Annotated in this window: 28 protein-coding genes; 8 read left to right on the forward strand and 20 right to left on the reverse strand. The window is 40.6% G+C overall.

Annotated features, from left to right (window positions below; all coding sequences use genetic code 11):
• Positions 1–6: 6 nt before the first annotated feature.
• Genes priA through nadC form a run of 4 tightly spaced genes read right to left on the reverse strand, consistent with a single transcriptional unit; the run spans position 7 to position 4,729 of the window.
• Positions 7–2,460, reverse strand: a complete 2,454-nt coding sequence (priA, locus tag ACULLH_RS07380; protein ID WP_454088100.1) for a replication restart helicase PriA — start codon at positions 2,458–2,460, stop codon at positions 7–9.
• A gap of 4 nt (positions 2,461–2,464) precedes the next feature.
• Positions 2,465–2,917 (reverse strand): DUF2147 domain-containing protein, encoded by a 453-nt coding sequence (locus ACULLH_RS07385; protein ID WP_454088101.1) that lies wholly within the window; start codon positions 2,915–2,917, stop codon positions 2,465–2,467.
• A complete protein-coding gene (locus ACULLH_RS07390) occupies positions 2,895–3,872 on the reverse strand; it encodes a YihY/virulence factor BrkB family protein (RefSeq protein ID WP_454088102.1) in 978 nt (325 codons plus the stop codon). The genes ACULLH_RS07385 and ACULLH_RS07390 overlap by 23 nt, the downstream gene beginning before the upstream one ends.
• A complete protein-coding gene (nadC, locus tag ACULLH_RS07395; protein WP_454088103.1) occupies positions 3,872–4,729 on the reverse strand; it encodes a carboxylating nicotinate-nucleotide diphosphorylase in 858 nt (285 codons plus the stop codon). Before nadC ends, ACULLH_RS07390 begins: the two co-directional genes overlap by 1 nt.
• A 90-nt stretch (positions 4,730–4,819) precedes the next feature.
• Between nadC and rlmH the strand changes: the two genes are divergently transcribed.
• On the forward strand, positions 4,820–5,293 hold the full coding sequence (gene rlmH, locus ACULLH_RS07400) for a 23S rRNA (pseudouridine(1915)-N(3))-methyltransferase RlmH (protein ID WP_454088104.1): 474 nt from the start codon (positions 4,820–4,822) through the stop codon (positions 5,291–5,293).
• Here rlmH and ACULLH_RS07405 read toward each other — a convergent pair.
• The 3 genes from ACULLH_RS07405 to ACULLH_RS07415 form a co-directional block, all read right to left on the reverse strand.
• On the reverse strand, positions 5,259–6,188 hold the full coding sequence (locus tag ACULLH_RS07405; protein ID WP_454088105.1) for a type IV pili methyl-accepting chemotaxis transducer N-terminal domain-containing protein: 930 nt from the start codon (positions 6,186–6,188) through the stop codon (positions 5,259–5,261). The genes rlmH and ACULLH_RS07405 overlap by 35 nt on opposite strands.
• Positions 6,189–6,315: 127 nt before the next feature.
• Positions 6,316–8,208 carry a phosphoglycerate dehydrogenase gene (serA, locus tag ACULLH_RS07410; RefSeq protein WP_454088825.1) on the reverse strand — a complete coding sequence of 631 codons (1,893 nt, stop codon included), beginning with the start codon at positions 8,206–8,208 and terminating at the stop codon, positions 6,316–6,318.
• A 146-nt stretch (positions 8,209–8,354) separates the two neighbouring features.
• Positions 8,355–8,801, reverse strand: coding sequence for a methyltransferase family protein (locus ACULLH_RS07415; protein WP_454088106.1), 447 nt, complete (start codon positions 8,799–8,801; stop codon positions 8,355–8,357).
• A gap of 64 nt (positions 8,802–8,865) precedes the next feature.
• On the opposite strand from ACULLH_RS07415, the gene ACULLH_RS07420 reads away from it, so the two are divergent.
• The 4 genes from ACULLH_RS07420 (at position 8,866) to ACULLH_RS07435 (ending at position 13,994) form a co-directional block, all read left to right on the forward strand.
• Positions 8,866–9,447 carry a non-canonical purine NTP diphosphatase gene (locus ACULLH_RS07420; RefSeq protein WP_454088107.1) on the forward strand — a complete coding sequence of 194 codons (582 nt, stop codon included), beginning with the start codon at positions 8,866–8,868 and terminating at the stop codon, positions 9,445–9,447.
• A 141-nt stretch (positions 9,448–9,588) separates the two neighbouring features.
• Complete coding sequence (locus ACULLH_RS07425; RefSeq protein ID WP_454088108.1) at positions 9,589–11,361, forward strand: DEAD/DEAH box helicase; 1,773 nt, start codon at positions 9,589–9,591, stop codon at positions 11,359–11,361.
• 75 nt (positions 11,362–11,436) lie between these two features.
• On the forward strand, positions 11,437–12,213 hold the full coding sequence (locus ACULLH_RS07430; RefSeq protein ID WP_454088109.1) for a carboxypeptidase-like regulatory domain-containing protein: 777 nt from the start codon (positions 11,437–11,439) through the stop codon (positions 12,211–12,213).
• A 98-nt stretch (positions 12,214–12,311) separates the two neighbouring features.
• Positions 12,312–13,994 carry an alpha-amylase family glycosyl hydrolase gene (locus ACULLH_RS07435; RefSeq protein WP_454088110.1) on the forward strand — a complete coding sequence of 561 codons (1,683 nt, stop codon included), beginning with the start codon at positions 12,312–12,314 and terminating at the stop codon, positions 13,992–13,994.
• On the opposite strand, the gene ACULLH_RS07440 is transcribed toward ACULLH_RS07435, so the two are convergent.
• The 3 genes from ACULLH_RS07440 to ACULLH_RS07450 are packed head-to-tail and all read right to left on the reverse strand — an operon-like array spanning position 13,995 to position 15,596.
• Positions 13,995–14,360 (reverse strand): VOC family protein, encoded by a 366-nt coding sequence (locus ACULLH_RS07440; RefSeq protein ID WP_454088111.1) that lies wholly within the window; start codon positions 14,358–14,360, stop codon positions 13,995–13,997. It abuts the gene before it with no gap.
• A 14-nt stretch (positions 14,361–14,374) separates the two neighbouring features.
• Positions 14,375–14,902, reverse strand: coding sequence for an SRPBCC family protein (locus ACULLH_RS07445; RefSeq protein ID WP_454088112.1), 528 nt, complete (start codon positions 14,900–14,902; stop codon positions 14,375–14,377).
• Positions 14,903–14,942: 40 nt separating this feature from the next.
• Positions 14,943–15,596, reverse strand: a complete 654-nt coding sequence (locus ACULLH_RS07450; protein WP_454088113.1) for a TrmH family RNA methyltransferase — start codon at positions 15,594–15,596, stop codon at positions 14,943–14,945.
• Between the two features lie 43 nt (positions 15,597–15,639).
• Here ACULLH_RS07450 and ACULLH_RS07455 point away from each other — a divergent pair, with 43 nt between their 5' ends.
• The 3 genes from ACULLH_RS07455 to purB are packed head-to-tail and all read left to right on the forward strand — an operon-like array spanning position 15,640 to position 18,311.
• Positions 15,640–16,338, forward strand: a complete 699-nt coding sequence (locus ACULLH_RS07455; protein WP_454088114.1) for an SIR2 family NAD-dependent protein deacylase — start codon at positions 15,640–15,642, stop codon at positions 16,336–16,338.
• A gap of 10 nt (positions 16,339–16,348) precedes the next feature.
• A complete protein-coding gene (locus tag ACULLH_RS07460) occupies positions 16,349–16,921 on the forward strand; it encodes a hypothetical protein (RefSeq protein ID WP_454088115.1) in 573 nt (190 codons plus the stop codon).
• Between the two features lie 46 nt (positions 16,922–16,967).
• On the forward strand, positions 16,968–18,311 hold the full coding sequence (gene purB / locus ACULLH_RS07465; RefSeq protein ID WP_454088116.1) for an adenylosuccinate lyase: 1,344 nt from the start codon (positions 16,968–16,970) through the stop codon (positions 18,309–18,311).
• Between the two features lie 83 nt (positions 18,312–18,394).
• Here purB and ACULLH_RS07470 read toward each other — a convergent pair whose 3' ends face one another.
• The 10 genes from ACULLH_RS07470 to ACULLH_RS07515 form a co-directional block, all read right to left on the reverse strand.
• Positions 18,395–18,772: a DUF6869 domain-containing protein gene (locus ACULLH_RS07470; RefSeq protein WP_454088117.1), complete on the reverse strand. Its 378-nt coding sequence runs from the start codon at positions 18,770–18,772 to the stop codon at positions 18,395–18,397.
• A 134-nt stretch (positions 18,773–18,906) separates the two neighbouring features.
• Positions 18,907–19,644 (reverse strand): DJ-1/PfpI family protein, encoded by a 738-nt coding sequence (locus ACULLH_RS07475; protein ID WP_454088118.1) that lies wholly within the window; start codon positions 19,642–19,644, stop codon positions 18,907–18,909.
• Positions 19,645–19,671: 27 nt separating this feature from the next.
• On the reverse strand, positions 19,672–20,937 hold the full coding sequence (locus tag ACULLH_RS07480; protein WP_454088119.1) for an NAD(P)/FAD-dependent oxidoreductase: 1,266 nt from the start codon (positions 20,935–20,937) through the stop codon (positions 19,672–19,674).
• Positions 20,938–21,006: 69 nt separating this feature from the next.
• A complete protein-coding gene (locus ACULLH_RS07485; protein WP_454088120.1) occupies positions 21,007–21,585 on the reverse strand; it encodes a Crp/Fnr family transcriptional regulator in 579 nt (192 codons plus the stop codon).
• A 157-nt stretch (positions 21,586–21,742) separates the two neighbouring features.
• Positions 21,743–22,558, reverse strand: a complete 816-nt coding sequence (locus ACULLH_RS07490) for a mechanosensitive ion channel family protein (protein WP_454088121.1) — start codon at positions 22,556–22,558, stop codon at positions 21,743–21,745.
• A gap of 148 nt (positions 22,559–22,706) precedes the next feature.
• Positions 22,707–23,246: a DUF4252 domain-containing protein gene (locus ACULLH_RS07495; RefSeq protein ID WP_454088122.1), complete on the reverse strand. Its 540-nt coding sequence runs from the start codon at positions 23,244–23,246 to the stop codon at positions 22,707–22,709.
• Between the two features lie 20 nt (positions 23,247–23,266).
• Entirely contained in the window at positions 23,267–23,812 is a 546-nt protein-coding gene (locus ACULLH_RS07500; protein WP_454088123.1) for a DUF4252 domain-containing protein, read from the reverse strand.
• Positions 23,813–23,924: 112 nt separating this feature from the next.
• Positions 23,925–24,464, reverse strand: coding sequence for a DUF4252 domain-containing protein (locus tag ACULLH_RS07505; RefSeq protein ID WP_454088124.1), 540 nt, complete (start codon positions 24,462–24,464; stop codon positions 23,925–23,927).
• Positions 24,465–24,474: 10 nt separating this feature from the next.
• Entirely contained in the window at positions 24,475–24,894 is a 420-nt protein-coding gene (locus tag ACULLH_RS07510) for a hypothetical protein (RefSeq protein WP_454088125.1), read from the reverse strand.
• Positions 24,881–25,390, reverse strand: a complete 510-nt coding sequence (locus ACULLH_RS07515; protein WP_190809072.1) for an RNA polymerase sigma factor — start codon at positions 25,388–25,390, stop codon at positions 24,881–24,883. The genes ACULLH_RS07510 and ACULLH_RS07515 overlap by 14 nt, the downstream gene beginning before the upstream one ends.
• Positions 25,391–25,445 lie beyond the last annotated feature (55 nt).

Consider the following 25,445-nt stretch of genomic DNA (forward strand, 5'->3'; position numbering starts at 1 on the left):
CAGCATTTAAATGTGGTCCACATTGTAGACCAATCTGACACTTTTATACTTGGAAATAGCATTAAAAGATTTTTCAATTCTTTTAATGCTATTTTTTGTTTGGGCCATGGACTGCGTCCTTGGAATTTTCACCACAATGTTCTTTAGATAATCTCTCCGTATTCGTGCTACAGGTGGGTACTCCGGACCTAATACTTGTTTCCTTAGGACGTTTTGAAGCGAATTGGCGAACCACTGCGCAGCTTCATTGAGTTTATTAAAATCCTTATCCTTAAGTGTCAATTTAATAATTCGGACAACCGGTGGGTACTTAAACTGCTCCCGCTCATACACTTGTTCCTTGAACATTTTAGTGTAATCGTTAGTGGTTACCTGTTGCAATATCTGATGGTATGGATTATAGGTCTGTATCAATACCTTTCCTCTTTTCTTCGAGCGCCCCGCCCTTCCCGCAACCTGGGTCAACATTTGAAAACTCCGTTCATGGGCACGATAGTCAGGGAAATTCAATAGGGAATCGGCATTCATTATGCCCACAAGGCTCACATTTCTAAAATCCAATCCTTTGGTTACCATTTGCGTTCCCACGAGAATATCCATCTCTTGTTGCTCAAAAGCGGATATTATCTTCTCATAGGCGTATTTGCCTCGTGTGGTGTCCAGATCCATACGTCCCACTTTGGCCTCCGGGAACAACTCTTTTAATTCTTCCTGAATCTGTTCGGTACCAAACCCTTTTTTATCCAAGGTAAAACTGCCACAAGCACCACAGCTATGCTGCAAAGCCATATGATATCCACAGTAGTGGCAACGCAATTGATTTCTATGTTGATGATAGGTAAGGCTGACATCGCAATTGGGACATTGGGCAACATGTCCACAAGTAGTACATTCCACTATGGGCGAAAACCCTCTTCGATTTTGAAACAATATTACCTGTTCCCCTTCTTCCAAAGTTTCAGTTATAGCGTTGAACAAAGTTTCTGAAAAATGCCCTTTCATACGTTTTTTTCGAGTGGCTTCCTTGATATCCACCAAACTGACATCGGGTAATAGCACATTGCCATATCTATTGGTAATAGTGGCGTAGCCATACTTTTCTTTTCTAACATTGTCCATGCTCTCAATGCTGGGGGTAGCGGACCCAAGCACGCAATTTGCGCTGTGGTAGGCAGCCAAAACAATCGCAGCATCTCGCGCATGGTATCTAGGAGCAGGGTCAAATTGTTTGAAGGAGCTCTCATGTTCTTCATCCACTACAATCAAACCAAGATTTGCATAGGGCAAAAACAAAGAAGATCTAGCGCCTATTACAATTTGGGCCTTTTCCTCATTGTTAAGGACATTGTTCCATGCCTCTACGCGTTCATGTATACTGTATTTGGAGTGATAAACAGCTACTTTATCCCCAAAATATTGCCGCAATCTATTGATCAGTTGCGAAGTCAGGGCAATTTCAGGTAATAGATATAATGCCTGTTTACCTTGTGCAAGACATTTCTCGATCAGCTTTATGTAGACCTCGGTTTTCCCAGAAGATGTGACACCATGCAATAATGCGGTTTTGTCGGATGCAAAACTGTTGCCAATAGCATCCAATGCTTCTTGCTGGGATGCGTTGAGCTCAATATTTTTTCCGGAAAAGGTTTCCTGATGTTGGACGCGATCTGTTCGAATGTGATATTCTTCCAAAACCGACTTGTCGATCAAGGCCTTGATCACAGCCCTGGAACTGCCACTTTCTTTTTCTAAATTGGCTATACGAACAGGTTTTTTTGATGTAGCCTGAATCTGGAACAAAGACAATACCACCTGACTTTGTTTGGGAGCCCGTGTAAGATTGTTCAATAATTCCTCCAATTTGGCCTCATCGTCAAATTCATTTGAAAGTTTGACATATCTGACCATTTTGGGCTTGTACTGCTCGTAGAGCTCCTCCTTTTGGCGAATAACCCCCTTTTGCACCAGTCTGTTGACCAATGGAAGTACATTCTTTTTGTCCACAATACCGCTGATCTCGCCAACTTTCAGTGCGGACTGATGTTGTAAGGCCTCAAAAACCAAAAACTCGTCATCCTTTAATTCAAGGTCATTGACCTGTTGGTCCTTATTCAATAAAATCAAAGTTTCACTTTCCAATAAAAAAGCACTGGGCAAAGCACTGCGCACCACTTCACCAAGGGTGCACATGTAATATTTTGCAATCCACTCCCAATGCTGAAACTGAAATTGATTCACCAAGGGTTTTTCATCCAAAATCTGATAGATTTCCTTGGGTTCATAGGCCTCAGGAGCATTTTGATGAATATCGTAAGCAAGTGCAGTGTAAATTTTGGACTTTCCAAAGGGAACGGCTACTCGCATTCCTTTTTGGATGAATTCCGCTTCCTGTTGACTGATCGAATAGGTAAAAAGTCTTTCCAGCGGAATCGGAAGCACAACATCTAAAAAATACCCCATATTCCTATTCGCCTATTTCCCTGTGCCAAGTCTGTGTTCTAAAGAAAAAGGCAAGATAACCTCTTACCTTTAGTTTATCCTTATCATCGGAATCCAACCAAACCTTCCCCCGATAAACAGAGCCACTTTCTGGATCTAACAAATAACTTCCTTTGTATTCCCCATTCTTGGCAGATTTGAAGTTGCGTATGATCTGCATTCCCTTAACAGGCTGATCCTTAAGTTCTCCCTTACATTTGATACAAACTGCATCTTCCCTTCCTTTTTCAAGGACCTGTAAAATTTTTGCTTGTACCAGACCATTTTCCTCATAGACCTCAACAATTCCTTTTTCTTTTCCTGTTTCGTCATCTATGGTTCGCCACTTTCCAAAAATCGTTTGGCCCACACATAGCTGGGTGCAAAACAAGAAAATTATCCCAATGAAGATTCGATTATGCATTCTTCTGTTTTTCATGCTTCTTTTTTAAAGAATTTAAGGTAGCATTCAATTCAAATCCAAGCAGCAGGATGTTTGAATTCAACCAGATAAATACCATCAAAATCAATAGCCCTCCCAAGGCACCATAAAACTCATTGTATCTAGCAAATTTTTCCACATAAACCCCAAAAAGATAAGAGGTCAGTAAAAACAAAAGCGTTGTCATCAATGCCCCTGCCGAGAAAAACCGTGCCTTTCTCCCCTCGGCTGTTCCAAAATAATATAGGATTGCCGTAGTAAAATATGAGAGCAGGGTAAAGAAGAATACTTTTGCGATCTGTATTCCTATGGCATCTCCTTTTGCAACATCATACCCCAAGGTCTTTCCAAAATATTCACTTGTATATTCCACGACATAGAATTCAAAATACACGAAGGCCACGGCTCCCATAATCAATAAAACGGATAGAATGAGTCCCACCATAAGGGCATAGGCATATTGCCGGAAAAAGTTGCGGGTCAGTTCTACATGATAAGAATGCTCAAACCCTCCAAAAATGGCATTCACGCCATTTGCAACAAGAAAAATAGACACAAAAAATGCCGAAGACAAAATCCCTCCACTCTTTTGGTCTTTAATTTGTTGGTAAATATCCCCAAAATAATCGCCGGTTGCGCTTGGAAGAAATGATTCTAAAAACAACAAAAATTGAGCATCAAAATTTTCATTTCCCACACTAGCATATGGTATGATCCATGGAAGTAGGGTTACAAGAAATATCATTAAGGGAAACAAGGCCATGAACAAGCTAAAAGCAATGGCACTTGCCCTGGTGGATACCGCTCCCTTTACAATGCCAAGTACGTACATTTCCAACAGGTCATAAAAAGAAAGACCTTCGAAAGCTCGTAATTTGATATTCTTTAGCAATCGAACCAGCCAATTGATTACCGGAATCTTTTCCAATTGTTCCTCTATGGCTACTGACATTATACTGCTTTTAAGCTTAAATCCATATTGTGGACGGAATGAGTCAATGCACCCGAGGAAATGTAATCAACCCCACACTCGGCATATTTTCGAATGGTTTGTTCATTGATCCCGCCGGAAGATTCGGTAAGTGATTTATCTCCTATCATTTTTACCGCCTTTCGGGTGTCCTCGTAATTAAAGTTATCCAAAAGAATTCGGTATACCCCATCTGATTTTAATATTTCTTCCACTTCGCCCAAATCACGGGCTTCAACGATAATTTTTAAGTCCCGTCCGGTGTCGGAGAGATATTGCTGCGTTTTTTGAATGGCTTTGGTAATTCCGCCAGCAAAATCGATATGGTTATCCTTAAGCATGATCATATCGTAGAGCGCAAACCTATGGTTCTCTCCTCCCCCAATCTTTACCGCCCACTTTTCCAGTGCCCGAATTCCCGGGGTCGTCTTTCGCGTATCCAAAATCTTGGTATTCGTGCCTTCAAGTAAATCCACAAAACTCTTTGTTTTTGTAGCTATGGCGCTCATACGTTGCATGGCATTCAAAACCAGACGTTCTGCTTTTAGGATATTTTGCGAACTCCCTTCCACATAAAATGCCACATCTCCATATTTTACTTGCGACCCATCAGAAATACGAACATCAATCTTCATACTTTGGTCTACATATGCAAACACCTGTTTTGCAAAATCAATTCCAGCGATAATCCCCTCATCTTTTACCAAAAGTTTTGCCTTTCCGGTTGCTGAAGTGGGAATACATGCCAGGGAACTATGGTCACCATCACCCACGTCTTCGCGAATGGCATTGGCAATTATTAAAGCTATCTCTTTTTGGAATTGATCCTCGGTAATCATCAAATTGGGGTTTTGACGAAAATAATAAAAACATTGTTCCCAATCTATCGACATTTACCATTGTTTAGTTTGAAAAAATTACTTTTGAACATGCAAATTACTGTACTAGCTATTGGCAAGACGGATAGTTCCGAATTGGCGAAACTTATTGCCGTTTACGAAAAAAGGTTGGGGCATTATATTAAATTCAAGTTTGTTGTAATTCCCGATCTTAAGAACAGTAAAAACCTTTCTGAAAAGCTTCAAAAAGAGAAAGAAGGCGAATTGATTCTTAACCAAGTTCATTCTTCGGATACCCTATTGCTTTTGGATGAGAACGGAAAACAATTTTCATCTGTGGAGTTTGCCCAATTTCTTCAAAAGAAAATAAACAGTGGCCTTAAGCATCTTGTTTTGGCCATTGGTGGTCCTTACGGATTTAACGATAAGGTTTATCAAAGATGTAACGGACAAATCAGCTTGTCAAAAATGACCTTTTCGCATCAAATGGTACGTTTATTCCTGATTGAACAATTATATAGAGGGTTCACTATTTTGAGGAATGAACCTTACCACCATCAATAGTTTCGGTATAAGGGGTCAGCAGCTTATGTTTTTCAAGAAAATCCTCCACTTTTTTAATTACCAAATGATGAGGTTTGGGATTTTCAACAGTCTTTTCCAGCGAATTTTCCATGTCCCTTGAGACCTTCTTAAGGTGGTCCAGCTCTTCCATTACAAATCCATAAATTTCCCGTTGTCGCTCAGGATTTTTTTCAACTTTCAAAACATACTGTAAATCGGAGATGTTCTTCATATGTGAGCGAAACACGTGGGATTGATGCCAAGCAATCTCGGTGAGCTTCTTCTTTTGGTCCAAAATCCTTCTAATAATTGGGTTAACTATAAAGAAGATTTCGAAGAGAATGATTACAATGGAAAAGATGGCCAGTTCCAATTCAATAATCATCATCGTCTTGATATCCTTTTCAGCTTTCTTCTGAAACTGGGTAACAATGCCGTCCATAAGAACTAAAAAGCGATCTACCCTGAACCGAACATCGTTAAAGGATACGGTTTGATATTTCTTATAGCTATTTAGCTCACTGTACAACCATTCAAGATGGGGCTCCAAACGTGCAAATTCTGCTAAAATCTCCTCATCTTCCAAGGGTTCTATTTTAAGGCTCTCATTCCCACGCTGCAAAAACCCGTTCATTTGATAAAGCTTGGTCAATACCAGTTTTAACTCTGCATAGTCGCAATTATGGTACCTACAGGAGTATAACTCATTTAGAATCCTTTGACTCAACATACGCTGCTTACCGGCCAAGTTCACGATCATGGCCGTACTACGCTGTTTTCTTAAGGAATACTGCGTCATGGACTGAATTGTGATGGTCAGCACCACAATGGAAATAACCAATAAATAATAGGCTCTGAATCCTTTTTGAAATGGTCTGAATTTGCTAATCTTCATTATAAGCTATAAACAGGTAAGAATTAGCCTACAATTTAATTCAAAAAAATACTAGATACTGAATAAATGTTGTGAAACGGGTATTTGCAAAGGTGAAACCCCACTTGAACTTAGGTAGCCAAAAGGCTTAATACAATACCCTAAACTTAATTGTGTTCTCGACGTTTTTAAGTGCCTTTACAACTTCCTTATTGTATTCCTTATCCAAATCGGTAATTACATATCCGACCTCCCTATCGGTCGATAGGTACTGGCCTGTGATATTCATTTCATATTCTGCCAATACCTTATTGATCTCTGCCATAATACCAGGTACATTTTTGTGGATATGAAGGAACCTGTGCGCCTTGTTCTGCTTAGGCAAACGAATATTTGGGAAATTTACGGCATCCACAGTATTTCCTGAATTGATATAATCCATGATCTTGTTAGGCACAAAATCGGCGATATCCCGTTGCGCCTCTTCAGTACTTCCACCAACATGGGGTGTAAGGATAACGTTTGGAATTCCCTGCAAAGATGTTTCGAAGGTTCCATTGCTTCGTGGCTCCGCAGGATAAACATCTACTGCCGCTCCGCCTAGTTTTCCACTTTTGAGCGCTTCGGTAAGAGCTTCGATGTCCACAACAAAGCCTCTTGAAAGGTTGATCAACATCGCTCCATCCCTCATTTGGTTGATTTCACGTTCTCCAATAAAATTCCTGTTGGCCTTATTGTCATCCACATGAAGCGTAACCACGTCGGAAACTGAAAGCAAATCCTCTAGGCTGCTGCATTTTATGGCATTACCCAATGCCAATCGATCCTCTACATCATAATAGTAGACTCTCATACCGACAGCTTCGGCCAAAACGGACATTTGTTTTCCTATGTTACCATAACCCACAATGCCCAGGTTCTTGCCTCGGACCTCTCTGGAGTTTATAGCGGTTTTGTTCCACTCCCCTTTATGGATCTCCGTACTTCGGGTAAATACATTACGCATCAACATAATGATTTGACCCAACGCCAACTCTACCACAGAACGGGTATTGCTGTAAGGCGCGTTGAACACCACGACCCCCTTCTTTTTGGCAGCTTCCAAATCAATTTGTTTGGTTCCGATACAAAATGCTCCGACGACCAATAGTTTATTGGCAGCTTCCAATACTTTTTGCGTCACCTGCGTCTTTGAACGGATTCCAAGGACGTGGACACCTTTTATTTTTTCAATAAGCTCCTCCTCGGGCAAGCTATGTGAAACGAGCTCTACGGAGAAACCATCTTCCGAAAGGTTGTCAAATGCTGCTGGATGCACATTCTCGAGCAACAAAATCTTGATTCTGTTCTTTGGATATGAAAGGTTTCTAGGCAAATCGTTTACAAATAAAAATTCATCCAAATTGGGTGTTACGTGATCCGCATTATTGGCCGCTTTTTCTCGATGTACATTCTCGGTATAGGCGAAAAACTTATCAGCTATTCCAGCTTCACGCATTACATAATCGCTATAGCCATCGCCAATCACCTGTACCTCGCCATCAAGGTCCAGGTTTTTAAGGCATTCTATTTTACCATTGTGTGACGCTAGCACATTTGCTTCATCAAATCCAACGATATTTCCGCTATCATCAAACTTGAAGGTATTGGCATATACACGATCCGATGGGATGTTATATTCTTCAACAATAGGATCAATAAATTCCTTGAAGCCACATGAAATTACATAAATATCATCAGAAAATTTCTCAAAGAACTCTTTATTGCTAGCAATCGACTTGGAAATCTTTTGACGCAATTCGCTGACCAAACCATCCAAATCATCCCTATGTGCATTCAAAAGGCGAATTCTCCTTTCCAAGGATTCCGTAAACGAAATATCGCCGTCAATACCCAAATTGGTAATATCCTGGATTTCTTGAATGATTTCTTCTTTGTTGGATTTGCCCTGTAGTGTCATTTCTGCCAAAACATCCAACGCTTCCACCCGCGTAAGGGTACTATCAAAATCAAAAACGTACTTGCGTGCCACCTCTATCATGAATTGCTTCAAAAATTAAGGCGTAAAATTATAAATTAATTCTATCCACGGAATCGGAAGCCCTCAAAATGGGCCCATAAATGCGGATATATCAAAAATCTGGGGCAAAAAGTTTCAAATATTCTGTTTTCAGGCCTTTTTTCATCTCAAAACCAGCGACGGGTTGCTTTGCAATAGGTGCTATATTCTTTTCCAAAAAGCTCATTTAGTGCCGTTTCCTCCTTTTTTATCTGAAAATGGTTCATATAATACACAAATCCCGCAGCCAAAAGGGTATTGAAGGCATTGCCCAGTTTCAATCCGAAGGCGAGCAAAATGAGCAACATGGCCAAATACATGGGGTTTCTGGAATATTTAAAGATTCCGCCGGTAACCAACTTGCTCGTTTTTGACAAATCAATGGGATTAGTGGTAGTTTTTGCCTTTCTAAATTGAAAAAGTCCTAAAAACATGACCAAAATGGCCAATCCAAATAGAAAAATGGCCAATTCCCTTCGGCCAAAAAAGTCAAAATCGCCAACAGGTAAAAATTTAGCGAGGAAGTACATGAAAAATCCAAAAATAAGCATCACCAAGGGTGGTAAAATCTTCATACGAAAGCTAATATCTTGAGGTTCGAAATTACTACTTTTACCCCTTGTATTTAAAAACCCTGTCTTGAAAATCGTTTTTGCCACCCATAACGAAAATAAACTGCGCGAAGTCCGAAAACTTCTACCTCCAAACATAGAACTCCTATCTCTTGGGGATATTGATTGTTTGGAAGAAATTCCTGAAACCGGAACCACCTTAGAAGAAAATGCCAAAATAAAGGCTGATCATGTTACCAAAAATTATGGTTTCAATTGCTTTTCTGACGATACAGGTCTTCTTATTGATGCACTACAGGGCGCACCAGGCGTATACTCAGCCAGATATGCAGGACAACAAAAAAATGCTCAGAACAATATGGCCAAAGTGCTTGATGAATTGCAGGGAAAAAGCAACAGGGATGCCCATTTTAAAACCGTCATCCATTTAAACCTCAATGGTGAGAGCCTTGTATTTGAAGGGGTTGTAAACGGTGAAATGACCAAAGAACAACATGGAACCGGTGGTTTCGGTTATGATCCCATATTTAGACCTGAAGGGTTTGGTCAAACTTTTGGTGAGCTTTCCATGGACATCAAAAACTCCATCAGCCATAGAGCTAGGGCCGTGCGAAAACTGGTCAAATTCCTTAAAAACCAAACAAGCTAGTTACAGATCTTTAAATAAGTGTACCTTTGCGCCTTTATTAACGCCGCCGGTATGGGCAAGGTGTTGCGAGGGGCTCAAATGGGTATGATATAATCGCTCTATGCAACACAACATATTTGCGATTTAAGGTATATACCAAAAATGACAAAATTTGAAACCCTGGGGTTGGACAAACCCCTATTGGATGCTATTTCCGATCTTGGATTTGAAACACCGTCCGAAGTACAAGAAAAATCAATCCCAATTTTATTGGAGCAAGAGACCGATTTGGTCGCTTTGGCACAAACTGGAACAGGAAAAACAGCTGCTTTTGGTTTTCCGATGATTCAAAAAATCCATGCGGAAAGCAGAACCACCCAAGGACTTATCCTCTCTCCTACCCGTGAGCTTTGCTTGCAGATTACCAATGAGTTGAAGCTCTATTCTAAATACATTAAGGGACTCAACACGGTCGCCATTTATGGGGGAGCCAGCATTACGGAACAGGCTAGACAAATCAAACGCGGAGCCCAAATTGTGGTGGCCACTCCTGGGCGTATGAAAGATATGATCGGACGAGGGATGGTCGATATCTCCAAAATCGATTATTGTGTACTCGATGAAGCCGATGAGATGTTGAACATGGGTTTCTATGAGGATATCAAGGATATTCTTTCCAATACTCCAGAAGAAAAATTTACGTGGCTGTTCTCTGCAACCATGCCAAAGGAAGTGGCTTTGATTGCCAAGAAGTTCATGCATAAGCCCCAAGAAATTACAGTGGGGACTAGAAACGCTGGTGCTTCTACTGTACAACATGAATATTATATGGTAGGAGGCCGTGACCGCTACGCTGCCCTTAAGCGCTTAGCGGATGCAAATCCCGGGATTTTCTCCGTTGTTTTCTGTAGGACCAAACGCGATACGCAAAAAGTCGCTGAAAAACTTATAGAGGATGGCTACAACGCAGGTGCGTTGCATGGGGATCTGAGCCAAAACCAACGGGACCTTGTAATGAATGCTTTCCGGAAGAAACAAGTCCAGATGCTAGTCGCCACTGACGTCGCGGCCCGGGGGATTGATGTAGACGATGTTACCCATGTTATCAACTATCAACTTCCTGATGAGATAGAAACCTATACCCACCGTAGTGGACGAACTGGAAGGGCCGGAAAATCCGGTATTTCAATGGTCATAGTCACCCGATCGGAAGCTCGGAAAATTAAGGCTATTGAAAAGAAGATAAAGCAGGATTTTATCTCAAAAAAGATTCCAACGGGAATTGAAATCTGTGAAATTCAACTATATCATCTGGCCAACAGAATCAAAGAGACCGAAATCAACACAGAAATTGACAACTACCTTCCAGCCATAAATGATGTACTTGATGGCCTTGACAGGGAAGAATTGATCAAGAAAATTGTTTCCGTAGAATTTACCCGATTTTACAACTACTATAGCAAAACCCGCGACCTGAACACATCCGAAGATGGTCGCGAAAGAGGTGAAAAAGGTTCAAAAGGCGACATTCCCTCTAATGGTTCAGTTCGCTATTTTATCAATGTGGGTGAACGTGACGGTTACGACTGGATGTCTCTAAAGGATTTTCTTAGAGAAACCCTTAATCTAGAAAAAGACGATATTTTTAACGTAGACACCAAGGATAGTTTTTCATTTTTCAACTCAGATGCCCAGCTCACCGAGTTCATATTACAAACATTTACCGATTTCAAAGTAAAGGGACGTTATATCAATGTTGAAGTATCCAAAGACCCTGGAGGGGCAAGAAAAGGTAGAAAACGGGATAGAAAAAGAGGACACCGAAAAGGAGGAGACGGTGGATTTAGAAAAGGTGGCGACAACAAATCGTTTAAGGGCGGTAAAAAAGGAGGTTCCCGCAAAAAAGGAGGCAAAAAAAGACCCGGTTTCTATTAGTTAATTCTATATTAAATAGGTAGACTCTCAGGTTTATTTTTGTTTGTTTAGTACTTTTATACCTACAAAGATTGCATGAGAAGAAAGCTACTTATACTATTTGCTCTAGTTTCAACCGCTGGTTTTGCCCAAGATGTAGATGAAACTCCTGTTGAGGGTGAGCTAAATGCCACCGTGGTCAATGCCCAGACCAGTTTTCCTTTGGAAAGCGTTCATATCATCAATCTGAACAGAGTTCTTGGTACCATTACAAATCAAGATGGAAAATTTAGCATTCGGGCTGCGGTTAACGATACCTTATATCTTTCTTATTTGGGTTTTAAATCCCAAAAAGTACGGGTAACCAACGATATGTTCAAATTTGAGGGTACGGAAATCGCGCTCACAGAGCTGGCCTATGCCCTCGAGGAAGTCATTGTGAGGCCATATCAGTTAACGGGTTATCTTGAAATTGATGTGAAGAACCTTCCTATTAACAACGCCTATCAATACAGCATCTCGGGACTTTCCAAAAGTTATGAGGCAGGTAACAAAAATCCTAGTGCCGTTACCAAAGTACTTGGAGCAATATTGAACCCGGCAGACCTTTTGCGGAACCTCTTTGGCAAAAAACCTAGGCAAATGCGCAAGTTAAGGCAGATGAAAGAGGACGATGACATTAGAAATCTATTGGCTTCCAAATTTGATCGGGAAACCCTCACTGAACTCCTGCAGTTGGAAAAGGTGGATATCGAAGATATCTTGAACAACTGCAACTATTCCAAATCCTTCATAAACACCGCTAATGACTTGCAGATCCTTGATGCCATATCCAGCTGCTATGAAGAATACAAAGTGCTGAACAGAGGATAACAACCAGGGCTTTTTTCAATATTCCATTAAATGTTACAACGGTAAATAAATTTTATATTTCCGTATTCATTTTATAGTTTTAGACAAAATCCCAACAAATGAAAAAACTACTTGCTATCATGTCCCTATTGTCTTTTCTTTTGGGTTGCAAACAAGTTGATAAAAAACCTCTTGAGGATGCCAAGGTCGCAGAAAGTGAAATAGATACCAAAGAGGTTCCCTTTGTTTGGGAAGGCGCCAACGTCTATTTTCTTTTAACCGATCGCTTTAATAAGGGTAAAGAATCCAAGGTATATTTTGATAGAAATGAGGAAACCGCTGTTCTCCGAGGTTTTGAAGGAGGTGATTTGGCGGGAATCACAGAAAAGATAGAAGAAGGTTATTTCACCAATTTGGGTATCAATGCCATTTGGTTTACCCCAATTGTCGAACAGGTGCACGGGGCCACAGATGAAGGCACTGGAAACACTTATGCCTATCATGGCTATTGGGCAAAGGATTGGACCGCTATTGACCCTAACTTTGGAACCCGGAAAGATTTGGAAAAGTTGGTCAAGACTGCACATTCCAAAGGAATTAGGGTTTTGTTGGATGTGGTGTTGAACCATACCGGACCGGTTACAGATGAAGATCCTGTTTGGCCTGAAGATTGGGTTATAACTGGACCCAAATGTGAGTTTACCACCTACGAAAATACTACAGCTTGTACTTTGGTTGAAAACCTTCCCGATATTTTAACTGAATCTGATGAGCCTGTGGAGCTACCTGACGCCCTTTTGGCCAAATGGAAGGAAGAAGGCAGATTGAGTCAGGAATTGGATGAACTTCAGTTGTTCTTTGAACGTACCGGATATCCACGAGCTCCTCGTTTTTACATTATTAAATGGCTCACGGATTACATCAATGATTTTGGTGTAGATGGCTTTCGTGTGGACACCGTTAAACATGTAAACGAAAATGCATGGACCGACTTATATAGCGAAGCAACCTACGCTTTTGAAACGTGGAAGAAAAAGAATCCGAACCATATTTTGGATGAAAATCCATTTTATATGGTGGGTGAAGTGTATAACTATGGAATTTCAGGTGGACGTGAGTTTGACTTTGGGGATAAAAAAGTGGATTACTTTGATTTTGGCTTTAAAAGTCTCATCAATTTCGATCTAAAGAACGACGCCCAAAAGGACTACGAAACCATTTTCAAGAAATACAACAAGTTGCTAAATACCAAATTAAAGGGCAAAAGTGTATTGAACTACCTTACATCACATGATGATGGAAATCCGTTTGACAAGGAGCGTAAACGACCTTTTTACGCGGCCAATGTGTTGCTTCTAACTCCTGGCGCTTCACAAGTATACTATGGCGATGAAACTTCCAGAAGTTTAATCATTGAAGGTACAGAAGGAGATGCCACGCTTCGTTCTTTTATGAACTGGGAGGAGCTGGACAGTTTGCCGCAGACCCAAAAAATTCACAAACACTGGCAAAAACTTGGGCAATTTCGCAGAGATCATCCAGCCGTGGGCGCTGGACGTCACAAAAGATTGGCCAAATCACCCTATGTCTTCTCCAGGACCTATATGGATGGGGATTACAAGGACAAAGTTGTTGTTGGATTGGATTTGCCTAAAGGCAAAAAATCCCTCTGGGTAAAGGGATTCTTTGGGGATGGCACTAAATTGTATGATACCTATTCCGAAACCGAGGTAATGGTTAAAAATGGCAAGGTCATGCTAGAGAATGACCATGACATTGCATTACTGGAATTGGTGGAATAACTATCCTCTCGAATGCAAGGCAATTCTGTTGCCTTCGGAATCTGAGAATACACCCATATAGCCAACCTCAGGACTTATTTGTGTTTTGGGCCGTAATATTTTTCCTCCGGCACTTTCAACCCTATCCAGTTCATTTTGCACATCTGCGCTTGCAAAATAAACCAATACCCCGTGGGTCTCACTAGGATTATAGCTTTCGTGCTGAATCAGGGAGCCATTCGCTCCTGGTTTACCTTCGGCCCAAGGAAACCAACCCATCAACGTACCTCCAAAATCCTGCACCTGAATCTCTATTTGAAAAACTTTGTTATAAAAAGTGCTGGCCCGCTCCATATCCGTTACTGGAATCTCAAACCAGCTTACCATATTTTGTTCCATGCCTATTTCTCTAATAATGCTTTTAAACTGACCAATCCTTCTTCAAAATCACCACCAACGGCCTTATCCATATTCATGAACAACATCATAATGCTCATTGGAAACTTATTCTTTCCAGAGAATCCCCAGGTTACCTTAGTATTGCCTGCACCAGCGTCCTCGGTGATCAAATAGGCATCTGAAGTGGATTTCCAAGGTTTCAGAAAACGTAGTTCAGATTCGATTCGTTCTCCATCCACAATCTTGGTAAGTTCTTGCTCGCCCTCGCCTACATCCTTATTGCCATTCCAATAACTTGTTGCTCCAACCTCGCCATCGGTTCCCGTAAATTTCTTCTCCATGTTCGGGTCTTTCTTGTTCCAAGGAGACCAGCCATCTTGATTTTTCAAAAAACGAAGGTTTTCGAAAACCTCGCTCCGAGGTTTTGCAATTTCTATGGATCTAGAGACATCATAACTTTTTGGCGCGATCATGGCCAAAATCAAAATCAATAAAACAATTCCAGCTAAAATGTAAAGTAGTGTAGTCATCTGATTTAAAAATTGGTTACCTCCTAAAATACAAAAAACTTCATTTTGAACAGTATCTCTCGATAATACCTTCCACATCCTTTATGGACTTTTTGGTCCAGTCGAAGCGTTTCTCAAGAATCTCAGCTTGGGACAACCTCCAATCAACATCCGATTTTCGTAGTTCCTGGCTCAAGTATTGGATGATAACTGCCGCGGAAACCGAGATGTTGAGGCTTTCCGAAAAACCTACCATGGGTATTTTTAAATAGCCGTCAGCTTTTTGCATCACCTCATAGCTTAATCCTTCCTTTTCAGTGCCAAAGAAGAGCGCTGTTTTAGCTTCCAATTTGAAATCCGCTAAATATCTCGAATCGTTGTGCGGAGTCGTTGCTATGATCTGATAGCCCATATCTTTTAACCTACCCACACATTCCGAAGTGGTCTGATAACGGGTAACATCTACCCACTGCTCCGCCCCCATGGCGATGTTTTTATCCAAACGTTGACCGAACCGGTCCTCTATCACATGGACTTCCTGCACCCCAAAAGCATCGCAACTTCGAATAACCGCACTCGTATTGTGTAATTGAAATACATCTTCAATCGCCACCGTAAGATATTTGGTCCGGTTTTGAAGCACTTCCAAGAAACGCTGTTTGCGTTCTTCGGTCAGAAATCCTTCGAGGTATGTCAACAGGTCATGATCAAACATAAATACCAAAATAACGAAAATTGAATTTCTTATTTTAGCTACCATGAGCAAACAAAAAGTAGTTGTCCTCACAGGTGCGGGAATGAGCGCTGAAAGTGGATTGAGAACATTTAGGGATGCCAATGGCCTATGGGAAGGTCATGATGTAATGGAGGTCGCTTCTCCCCAGGGTTTTGCAAAGAACCCAGAATTGGTGCTGGAGTTTTACAACCAAAGGAGAAGACAGCTGCTGGAGGTTTCACCCAATGAAGGCCATAAAGCCCTGGTGAATCTTGAGGAACTTTTTGATGTTAGTGTCATCACACAAAATGTGGACAACCTGCATGAGCAAGCAGGAAGTTCCCATGTTGTTCATTTGCATGGCGAATTGTTCAAAGTTCGAAGTATTGTTGACGAGAGTCATGTACTGGATTGGAAAAAAGACCTTGTTTTGGGGGATTTGGATGAAAATGGCCATCAATTAAGGCCGCATATTGTATGGTTTGGTGAAATGGTTCCCATGTTGGAAACCGCAGTATACATTACCCAACAGGCCGATATTTTGATTATCATTGGTACTTCCATGCAGGTATATCCGGCCGCCAGTTTGATCAATTATGCTCCACAGGCGACACCCATCTACTTTGTGGATCCCAAACCAACGGTAAGTGATTCGGACTACAGAAACCTTGAAGTGATCGCAACAACTGCCACTGAAGGGGTGCCACCTCTAGTGGTTGACTTATTAAAATCGAATCGTTAAGGTAGCTATTGTGACAACTCAGCAATTGCATATCGCATTAAATTCGGGCCGCCTTTCCAAACCTCAAATTGAACAACTTGTTGACCAATTGGTAACACTACCCGAGTTGACCGAATCCTTGCTTAAAGAGATATTTGATCAAGATAAAACCGATTCCTTCAACGCAAGTTGGGTGTTCGACCATTTGATGCGTAAAAAACTCGTATACCTGCTACCCCATTTTGAAAAATTTACCGCAGGTCTGGACAAATTAACATCAGAATCCATCATACGTCCCATGGCGCATGTATGCGAAATGTCCATGGAGGCTTATTTTAAAACAAAAGATCCCGTTTTTGTCCAAAACATAACCCCTGAACAGTTGGAGCGCATTTTGACGGTTTGTTTTGATTGGTTGATCGGACCACACAAAGTAGCTCCTAAAGTGTTTGCAATGAGTAGTTTGTATTATTTAGGGATGAAATTTGATTGGGTACACCCTGAATTAAAAATGGTCCTGGAACAACAACATCACCGAGATAGCGCGGGATATAAATCAAGGGCAAAAAAAACCTTGGCAAAGTTGAGGAAACTCGGCTTTTAAACTCCTTAACTAATAAGTATCTTTGCGCTTTCATAAAAACCGGTCAATGTCTTTAAATCAACTTAATGCCATCTCTCCCATCGATGGTAGATATCGAAACAAAACGGAAGCTTTAGGAGGTTATTTTTCAGAGGAAGCACTGATAAAGTATCGTGTACAGGTTGAAATTGAATATTTTATCGCCCTTTGTGAGATACCGCTACCTCAATTAGCTGATTTTGATGCTGCCCTGTTTTCTGAGCTTCAGAAAATCTATCAAGATTTTTCCGAGGAAGACGCTACCGCTATCAAAGACATTGAAAAGACCACCAATCACGATGTAAAGGCGGTCGAGTATTTTATCAAACAAAAGTTTGATGCGCTTGGATTGGAAAAATACAAGGAGTTTATCCATTTTGGATTGACTTCGCAGGACATCAACAACACGGCCATTCCACTGTCTATTAAAGAGGCCATGAACGATGTTTATGTTCCGCTTTATTTTGAAGTTTTTGAGAAACTTAAAGCTTTGGCTTCTGAATGGGCTGAAATTCCGATGTTGGCCCGCACCCATGGACAGCCGGCATCCCCCACCCGATTGGGCAAGGAAATCGATGTTTTTGTGGAGCGACTAAAAGAGCAGTTCAATTTATTGAACGACATTCCGAGTGCAGCTAAGTTTGGCGGTGCTACTGGAAACTATAATGCACATAAAGTAGCTTATCCTGCCATCGATTGGAAAGCCTTTGGAAAGCAATTTGTGCAGGAGAAATTAGGCTTGTATCACTCCTTCCCTACCACACAGATTGAGCATTATGATCATATGGCCGCATTGTTCGATTGTTTGAAGCGTATCAATACCATTTATATTGATTTGAACAGGGATATCTGGACCTATATTTCCATGGATTATTTTAAACAGAAAATCAAAAAAGGAGAAGTGGGTTCATCGGCCATGCCGCATAAGGTAAATCCTATTGATTTTGAAAACTCTGAAGGAAATTTAGGCTTGGCGAATGCTATTTTCGAGCATTTGTCCGCTAAATTGCCGATTTCCAGATTACAACGGGACTTAACTGACAGTACTGTGCTCCGAAATGTTGGCGTTCCCTTTGCACATACGCAGGTAGCTTTTTTATCCACGCTCAAGGGATTGAACAAATTGGTATTGAATGCCGAAAAATTTGAACGGGATCTAGAGGACAACTGGGCCGTGGTTGCCGAAGCGATTCAAACCATATTACGGCGCGAGGGTTATCCAAATCCATATGAAGCGCTAAAGGGCTTAACCCGCACCAATGAAAAGATTACTCAAAAATCCATCGCGGATTTTATAGACACCCTAGAGGTTTCCGATGCCATTAAAGGGGAACTTAAAAAAATAACCCCTGCCAATTACACCGGGGTTTAACTTGTTTTTGTTCGATATGAGCGTCGGCTAACAAACAGGTTTAACTTATTTTAGGGTAGCATTTCTCGTTTAGAAATAAACTTTCATGGACAGACATTGGACCGACAACGTTCAATTAATACTGCCATCTGTTCATGCATGTCTGAATATATGTTTACACCTGCTAAGAGGGTTCTAAATTTATTGTTGTCTTTAGCCAATTTCGATACTCGATCATAGTACATCTCTTCGTGGGTGGTTATGATATCTTCAACAATACCCGCGCCAAGGGCTTCCAACACAGCAGTGGAATCCGTTCTTTTGAAAATGTCCATGGCTATACCCCATACATATTCATGACCTTCAAAATAAATCATGTCACGCAATTTTTGATACGCCCAAAATAGATTCTTTGTGGTTGTCATGGGATCGTGATATTGAATCCAAGCGGTTATTAATTTTTCCCTTTCCTCAGCATGCATGGTCAGGATATGAACCTTTAGTGATTAATATTCCGAGATGAGTGAAGTTCTAGAGCTTTATGACAAAAACCCAAGTTAAATTGATAAATGGTTGCTATGGATTGATTGAATGTATTTTCAATGAACCATAACATTTAACCTTTCCAATTTTGAAGACGGTCGATATACAAATAGCTTTCCACAAATTTTCGGTGTTCCGTATCTGTCATTTTTTCCAATAAATTCAGCGCAGAAATATAGCTGGTCAAATTTCCATTGGATGAACTGAATTTTCCATCCTCAACAAAGGTCACCAAGCTGTCGTTTTGAACTTGTAAGTTCGGGTAATCCTTCTGTAACTGGTCTCCTCCACCAATGTAGGTCACAATTTTATGCCCATCTGCAATTCCCGAGGCCCCGATTAGCTGCGCACCTGCACAGTTGCTTACAATGTACTCGGTTTCCCCATTTTTCCTTTTGATAAAGTCCACCATGTTTTGGTTACGCACCTGGGCATACATATCATAACCACTGGGAACGAACAAGGCTGTCAACTTTGGGCAATTGTCAAAGGTATAGTCGGGAACAAAATGCAGGCCTTCCTCAGTGGTAATCGGATGCAAGGTTTCCGCTATGGTGATAACATTAAAAAGTTGTTCCATGTTTTGATTGGGCTTGCCAAAAACATCTGATGTAGCCACCACTTCCCCTTGTAAAACCCCATTGAACATCAAAAGTCCTATGGTAGGTAATTCGGGATTAAAGGGTTTTAAATGCTTTGTTAAAGTGTCAGTCTGTGCTTCAGCTTCGCTGATATCCCCGTTTTCTGATTTTTGATTCGAAGTTTTGGTGTCACAACCGATAAGTATGGTTGCGAAAATTATCGTGGCCATAGCGCTAAAAGTTTTCATACTGTTCTGTTATTTGTTGATTCTATCTGTAGGTTTAATAATCATTCTAAAATATTGGTCCTTGTGTATGTAGTACCCCAACCAGTTATATAGGGTTCTTACCTTATTTTTAAAGTTGACAAGTCCCATTATGTGGACAAAAATCCAGACCAACCAAGCCCCAAAACCTTGAAAGGAATATTTCTGTCCTGGAAAATCCAATACAGCTTTATTTCTGCCGATGATGGCCAGAGAACCCTTGTCTCGATATTGAAATGGCTTCCAATTATTGTTTTTTCTACTCAAATTATCCCCTAAATTTTTGGCCTGTTGCAAAGCAGGTTGTGCCAGTTGAGGGTGTCCATTAGGGTAGTTCTTATCCCCAAATACCAAGGAGCAGTCTCCCAAGGCGTAAATGTTATCGTAGGAATGCACCCGATTGAATTCATCGGTCTTTAATCGCCGTCCAGCTCCATAACAGTCGTCAGAGAAGCCTTCGAAGGTTTTGGCGGATACTCCTGCGGCCCAAATCAGATTTTTTGATTGGATTTTCTGTCCATCGGACAAAAACACGATCTCCCCATCAAAATCCTTGACCAAGGTGTTCATGATCAAGTTAACACCCAACTTGGATAGTTTATTGCTGGTATAGTTTTGAGCGTTTTTGGACATAGCGGCCAAAACCGATTCTTGTCCATCAATCAAACTTATTTCCCCTAGATCCTCTTCCTCAAGTTCAGGGTAATCTTTTCTAATGATTGAACTTTTCATTTCTGCAAGAATGCCGGAAAGCTCAACACCTGTTGGTCCTGCACCTGCTATTACGAACGTTAGATGCTTTTTTCTTTCTTCTTCGTCTTGGATTCTTGTCGCACGGTCCAAGCGGGTGAGAATTACATTTCGAAGCGATAACGAATCACTTATGGTCTTCATCGGCAGGCTTTTTTCTTCAATGTTCCTATTGCCGAAAAAATTCGTTTCCGTGCCGGTTGCCATTACCAGAATATCGTATTCCAGCGCTCCATTGCTCAATATGATTTTGTTTTCTTCTGGCACTACCTTCAGAAGAGAACCTAATCGAAAACGTGCATTTTTGTATTTGCGAAGAATCTTCCGAAACGGGTAACTAATTGCGGAAGGTTCCATAAAACCGGTGGATACCTGATAAATTAAAGGTGGAAAGAAATTATAGTTATTGCAATCGACCAGGGTAATCTGATAATCTTTTGAATTCCCCAATCTTTTTATCAATTCCAAACCTGCGAAACCACCGCCAACAACAACTATTTTCTTCATATTTCAATCACCCTTTATGTATTGAAAAACAAAGGTAAGAAGCACTAATCCATAAAAAATTAAGCTGGCTTAAGAAAGTTGTTTTTTCTTGATTTCACTCAGATATTCTGGGGTCAATCCGAGAAAACTGGCCAAAAGGTACTGTGGCACACGTTGCACAAATTCAGGAAAATTATCACGGAACATACAAAACATTTCTTCCTTGGAAAGACTGTTCATGAATTTAATGCGTATTAAGGCCGCTCCATACCCCGTTTCATATATCATGCGGAAGTATTTTTCCATTTTGGGGTATTTCTCCAACAGTGCTTCATGCTGAGCGTAGGAAATGGACAAAACTTTCGATTTTTCGACCGTCTCGACATAAAAATTGGATGGTCTTTGGTTTTGAAATGATAAAAAATCTGTCAGCCACCAATTTTCCATAGCAAATTGGGTTGTCTTATGGTTCCCCAAATCATCTATAAAGTACAGCTGCAAGCATCCTTTTTCAACAAAAAATAGCTTATCACATGGTTTACCTTCTAAAAGCAGGATTTCTTTTTTCTTGTAAGAAGCGTAATCAAAAAAACGTACGACTTCAGTTAATTCTTCTTCTGAAAGCGTTACGTACGATTTAATATGCGCGATTAATCCGCTTTTACTCATTTTTAGTATTGGCTGAAACGGTAATAATTCGATTTTAATGATACATATTCAACAATAAGTGAAGTTCGGAAGTTTTGGCTTAAAAACCTATACCAAAAGAAAACACCCCAAAAATTTTTGGGGTGCTAATTTGTGCTTTGAAAAGTATAATGTGTGTTTACCCTTCTTTATGGATCTCCACCTGATGTGGGTATGGAATTTCGATTCCAGCATTATCCAATGCCAATTTGCAGTTTTCATAGGTTGCAAAATAGACATCCCAATAATCTTCCGGTCTACAAAACGGACGTACCGCAAAGTTTACTGAACTATCAGCTAGTTCCATCACATTTACGGACGGAGCGGGGTCTGTTAAAACCTGCGGGTTTGAGGTTAAAACATTCATCAACACATCTTTGGTCTTCTTGATGTCCTCTCCATAACCGACACCGATAACCGTATCCACACGAATCTTCCCTTCAGCGGAATAGTTCACAATGTTTCCATTCGCCATGGCGCCATTGGGGATAATCGCCAATTTGTTTTCCGGGGTGGTCAGTTTAGTCGTGAAAATCTCGATTTCCTTCACGACACCCAAAACCCCTTGGGCCTCAATCAAATCGCCAATGCGATAGGGTTTAAAAATCATTAACAGAACACCTCCGGCAAAATTGGAAAGGGATCCCTGAAGCGCCAATCCAATGGCTAAACCTGCTGCAGCAATTACAGCCGCAAAGGTTGTGACATCGACACCAAGTCTTGATATTACAATAATGATCAAGAATACCTTGAGTGACCAGGTGATCAAGTTGAGCAAAAACTTCTGCAAGGATTCGTCATACTTGCTTTTGGACATCACATTTCGTGTGGCTTTTGCAATCTTTTTAATAACCCATGAACCGACAATATAAATAAGGATTGCCGTGAGTAGTTTTGGACCAAACTCTTTGGCAAGATCAAGTCCGTAGTTCATCCATTCTTGTGCTTTCTCCATAGTTGTATGCTTGTTATGTTAGTGTTCTTACTGAGAGTGAGACACTAAGATAAAAAGAAGGTCACATAAAACCCATGAAGGTTGTGTTTTGAGCAAAAAAAAGGGTAACTAAAAGTTACCCAAATCCCGTTTTTTGATTTTATATCGATTATCCCTTTAGGAACTCCCCTATTTCGCCAAGGCCCTCTCCTTTGTAATCTGATTTTTGGATGGCTTGCATGAGCTGTACAATATGGGCAGGATTCATGTCTTTCCCCAAAACCCGAACCAAAGCGAAGCCTTTGTCCTTGCTATCGCCATAAATGATTACTTCATCAATGGCATCTTCATCGCCCAAATATTTTATCACTCCTTTTCCATAGGAAGAATTGATCTTCATGAGTTCCACAAACTCGTCATCCTTAAGAATCTCTTTGACCTTCGTTTTCTCAGCCTTGTATTCCGCCGCATTGTCTGCATTCTTTTTAAAGGCCAATAGATTGAATTTTCTAAGCGATTCCACAGCCTTTTGTTGCGTCTCCGTAAGATCTACCCCATCCATTTTCAAGATACTTGCAGGAACGTCGACCACTATGAAATTAGGGTTCTCTGAATTGTCCACGTAGTACTCCTGTAGACTTTGCTGTGACGAGCAGGAGGCCAAAAGTATGGCCCCTGCTATCATTAAACTTTTAACTATATTTTTCATCTGCTCTTTTTTGATTGGTGTTAATTCTCATCCAATTTCTCCAACCCTTTGTGAAGCTTCATCTTTCTTGTCAATGAACCCACCTTGGCCAGGTCAATATCGCCTGTCATGGTCAAGAGAACGGTTTCTATATCGCGATGATGGCCTTTTCCATGGTTCTTGTCATCGATTCCGGTAACGAACATTAATAGTTCCTTTACCGTATTATCATTTCTTCCATGCTTAATGTAGAAACCAACATTGGCATCCCCATCTTTAACCTTCATCAATTCCTCTAATTTGGAAGACCTAACATATTGCTTCATGGTCGCGGCCATGTCAGCGGAAGCTCCCTCATCTTCAGACATAAAAATCTTGATGTTCTTTATGCTTTTTGCCAACTCTATGAACTCTTGGGTTTCCTCATCCTTATCATCGGCCATCATTTCTGCAGCTAATTTGAGCATCCCATTATTTATAGTCACCGTTCCGATTCTCTCAGAATCTTCGAACTTATCGAATATGGATTGTGAAACTCCCATAATAGGAAGCATTCCAATCATCATTATTAAAATTACTTTTTTCATCTTGATGTTTTTTGATTGATTTTTATTTCAGTTGTCAACTATCAGAAGTCAGAGTTCAGATACATACCTTATTCCATCCACATAAGTCAGACTACTGCCAACTGAAAATTATTTATTGTTTTTTACCGGCATTGTTCAGTTCCTGGGGCAAGTTCATCTTGTTGGTCAACGAATTGATCTTGTTCAAATCGATGTCTCCAGTAAGTGAAAGCAATACCGTCTCAAACTTTCTGCCATCAGCCTCAACTTCCTTCAATCCCGTTACGAACATCAACAACTCGCTCACATGATCATCGTCTTTTCCTGATTTGATGTAGAACTTCACATTGGCATCCTTGTCCTTTACCCGCATCAACTCTTCCATGGTAGAGGATTTCAGGTATTTGTTCACTGACGACTTCATATCATCGCCTATTTGCTTATTGTCCGTGGTAAATACCTTCAAGCTTTTAAGACTGCTGGCAATATCCATAAAATCCTGTGCTTCTTTGTCATCTACCTCTACATCAATCTTAGCCAACAGGTTGAACATGCTTTTGTTTACCACTACCGAAGTTACATCATCCAAATCCTCATATTTATCAAACAGCGATTGTGAAAAACCTGAAAGTGGTAGAACAGCTATTAAAATGATTAAAATATTCCGTTTCATTTTTTACGATTTAATTATTGTTATAAATTTTCTGTTTTGCGACTTCAAACTCTTGTAAATAGGCTACTTTTTCTGTGCCTTTCCCAAAATTCTCCGCTAAGAGCTCAAAAGCCTTTTTGGTTTCTTGATAGGCAAACTCCGCCTGTCTTTTCTCCTGGTATTGATTACCAAAATAGATGCCAAAGGACAAAACTGCTACGGCCGCAACGGAAATCCACTTGTAATAGTTTCTTCTAGGTTTTAATGGTACCTGCTTGGTATACCGTTCTTCCTTGGCGTTGGAAAAGTAGTTGAACATGGGCTTATATTGCTCCAGATGTGTTGCTACACTTTCTTGGGAAAAATAAGCTTGTAGTGTTTTTTCTTCGGCGACCGTTGTGGTTGCCTCAAAATACTTTTCCAATAATTTTTCTATGTTATCCAATTCCATAGCTATGTTTTTTAACTAATTCTTGTCGTACTGTTTTTCTCGCTCTTGATAGTGCTACCCGCACCGCTGTGGGTTTCATGTCCAAAAGCTCGCATATTTCTTCAAACTCGTATTGTTCTACATCCCTCAATTGCAAAACCATTTTTTGCTGTTCCGGCAATTCTTCCATAATGCGCTCCATCCATCGAACACTGTCCTCTGCTTCAAGCTGTCCTTGCAAAGAGGTGCTTTCATCACTATAATTGCTATGCACCAATTTTAGGTTGCCTGCCTGTTTGGATTTTAATCGGTCCAAACAGAAATTCTTGGTCATCGTCATCGCAAAGGCCTCTACATTTTTATACTCTCCCATGCTCTCGTTCTTCGACCATAGTTTCAGCAAAATTTCTTGCGTGGCATCTTCTGCTTCTTCCCTTGAGACCAGCAACCGCTTAGCAAGTCGGTATAGCTTGTCCTTAAAGGGCATTACCACATTTAAAAATTCAGCCTGTTTCATTCGGTTGTCTTAGTTGTTATAAGCTTTTTTTTCTTCGCTTATAGTATCACGACGA

It is taken from the genome of Flagellimonas sp. 2504JD4-2, from assembly GCF_053642935.1.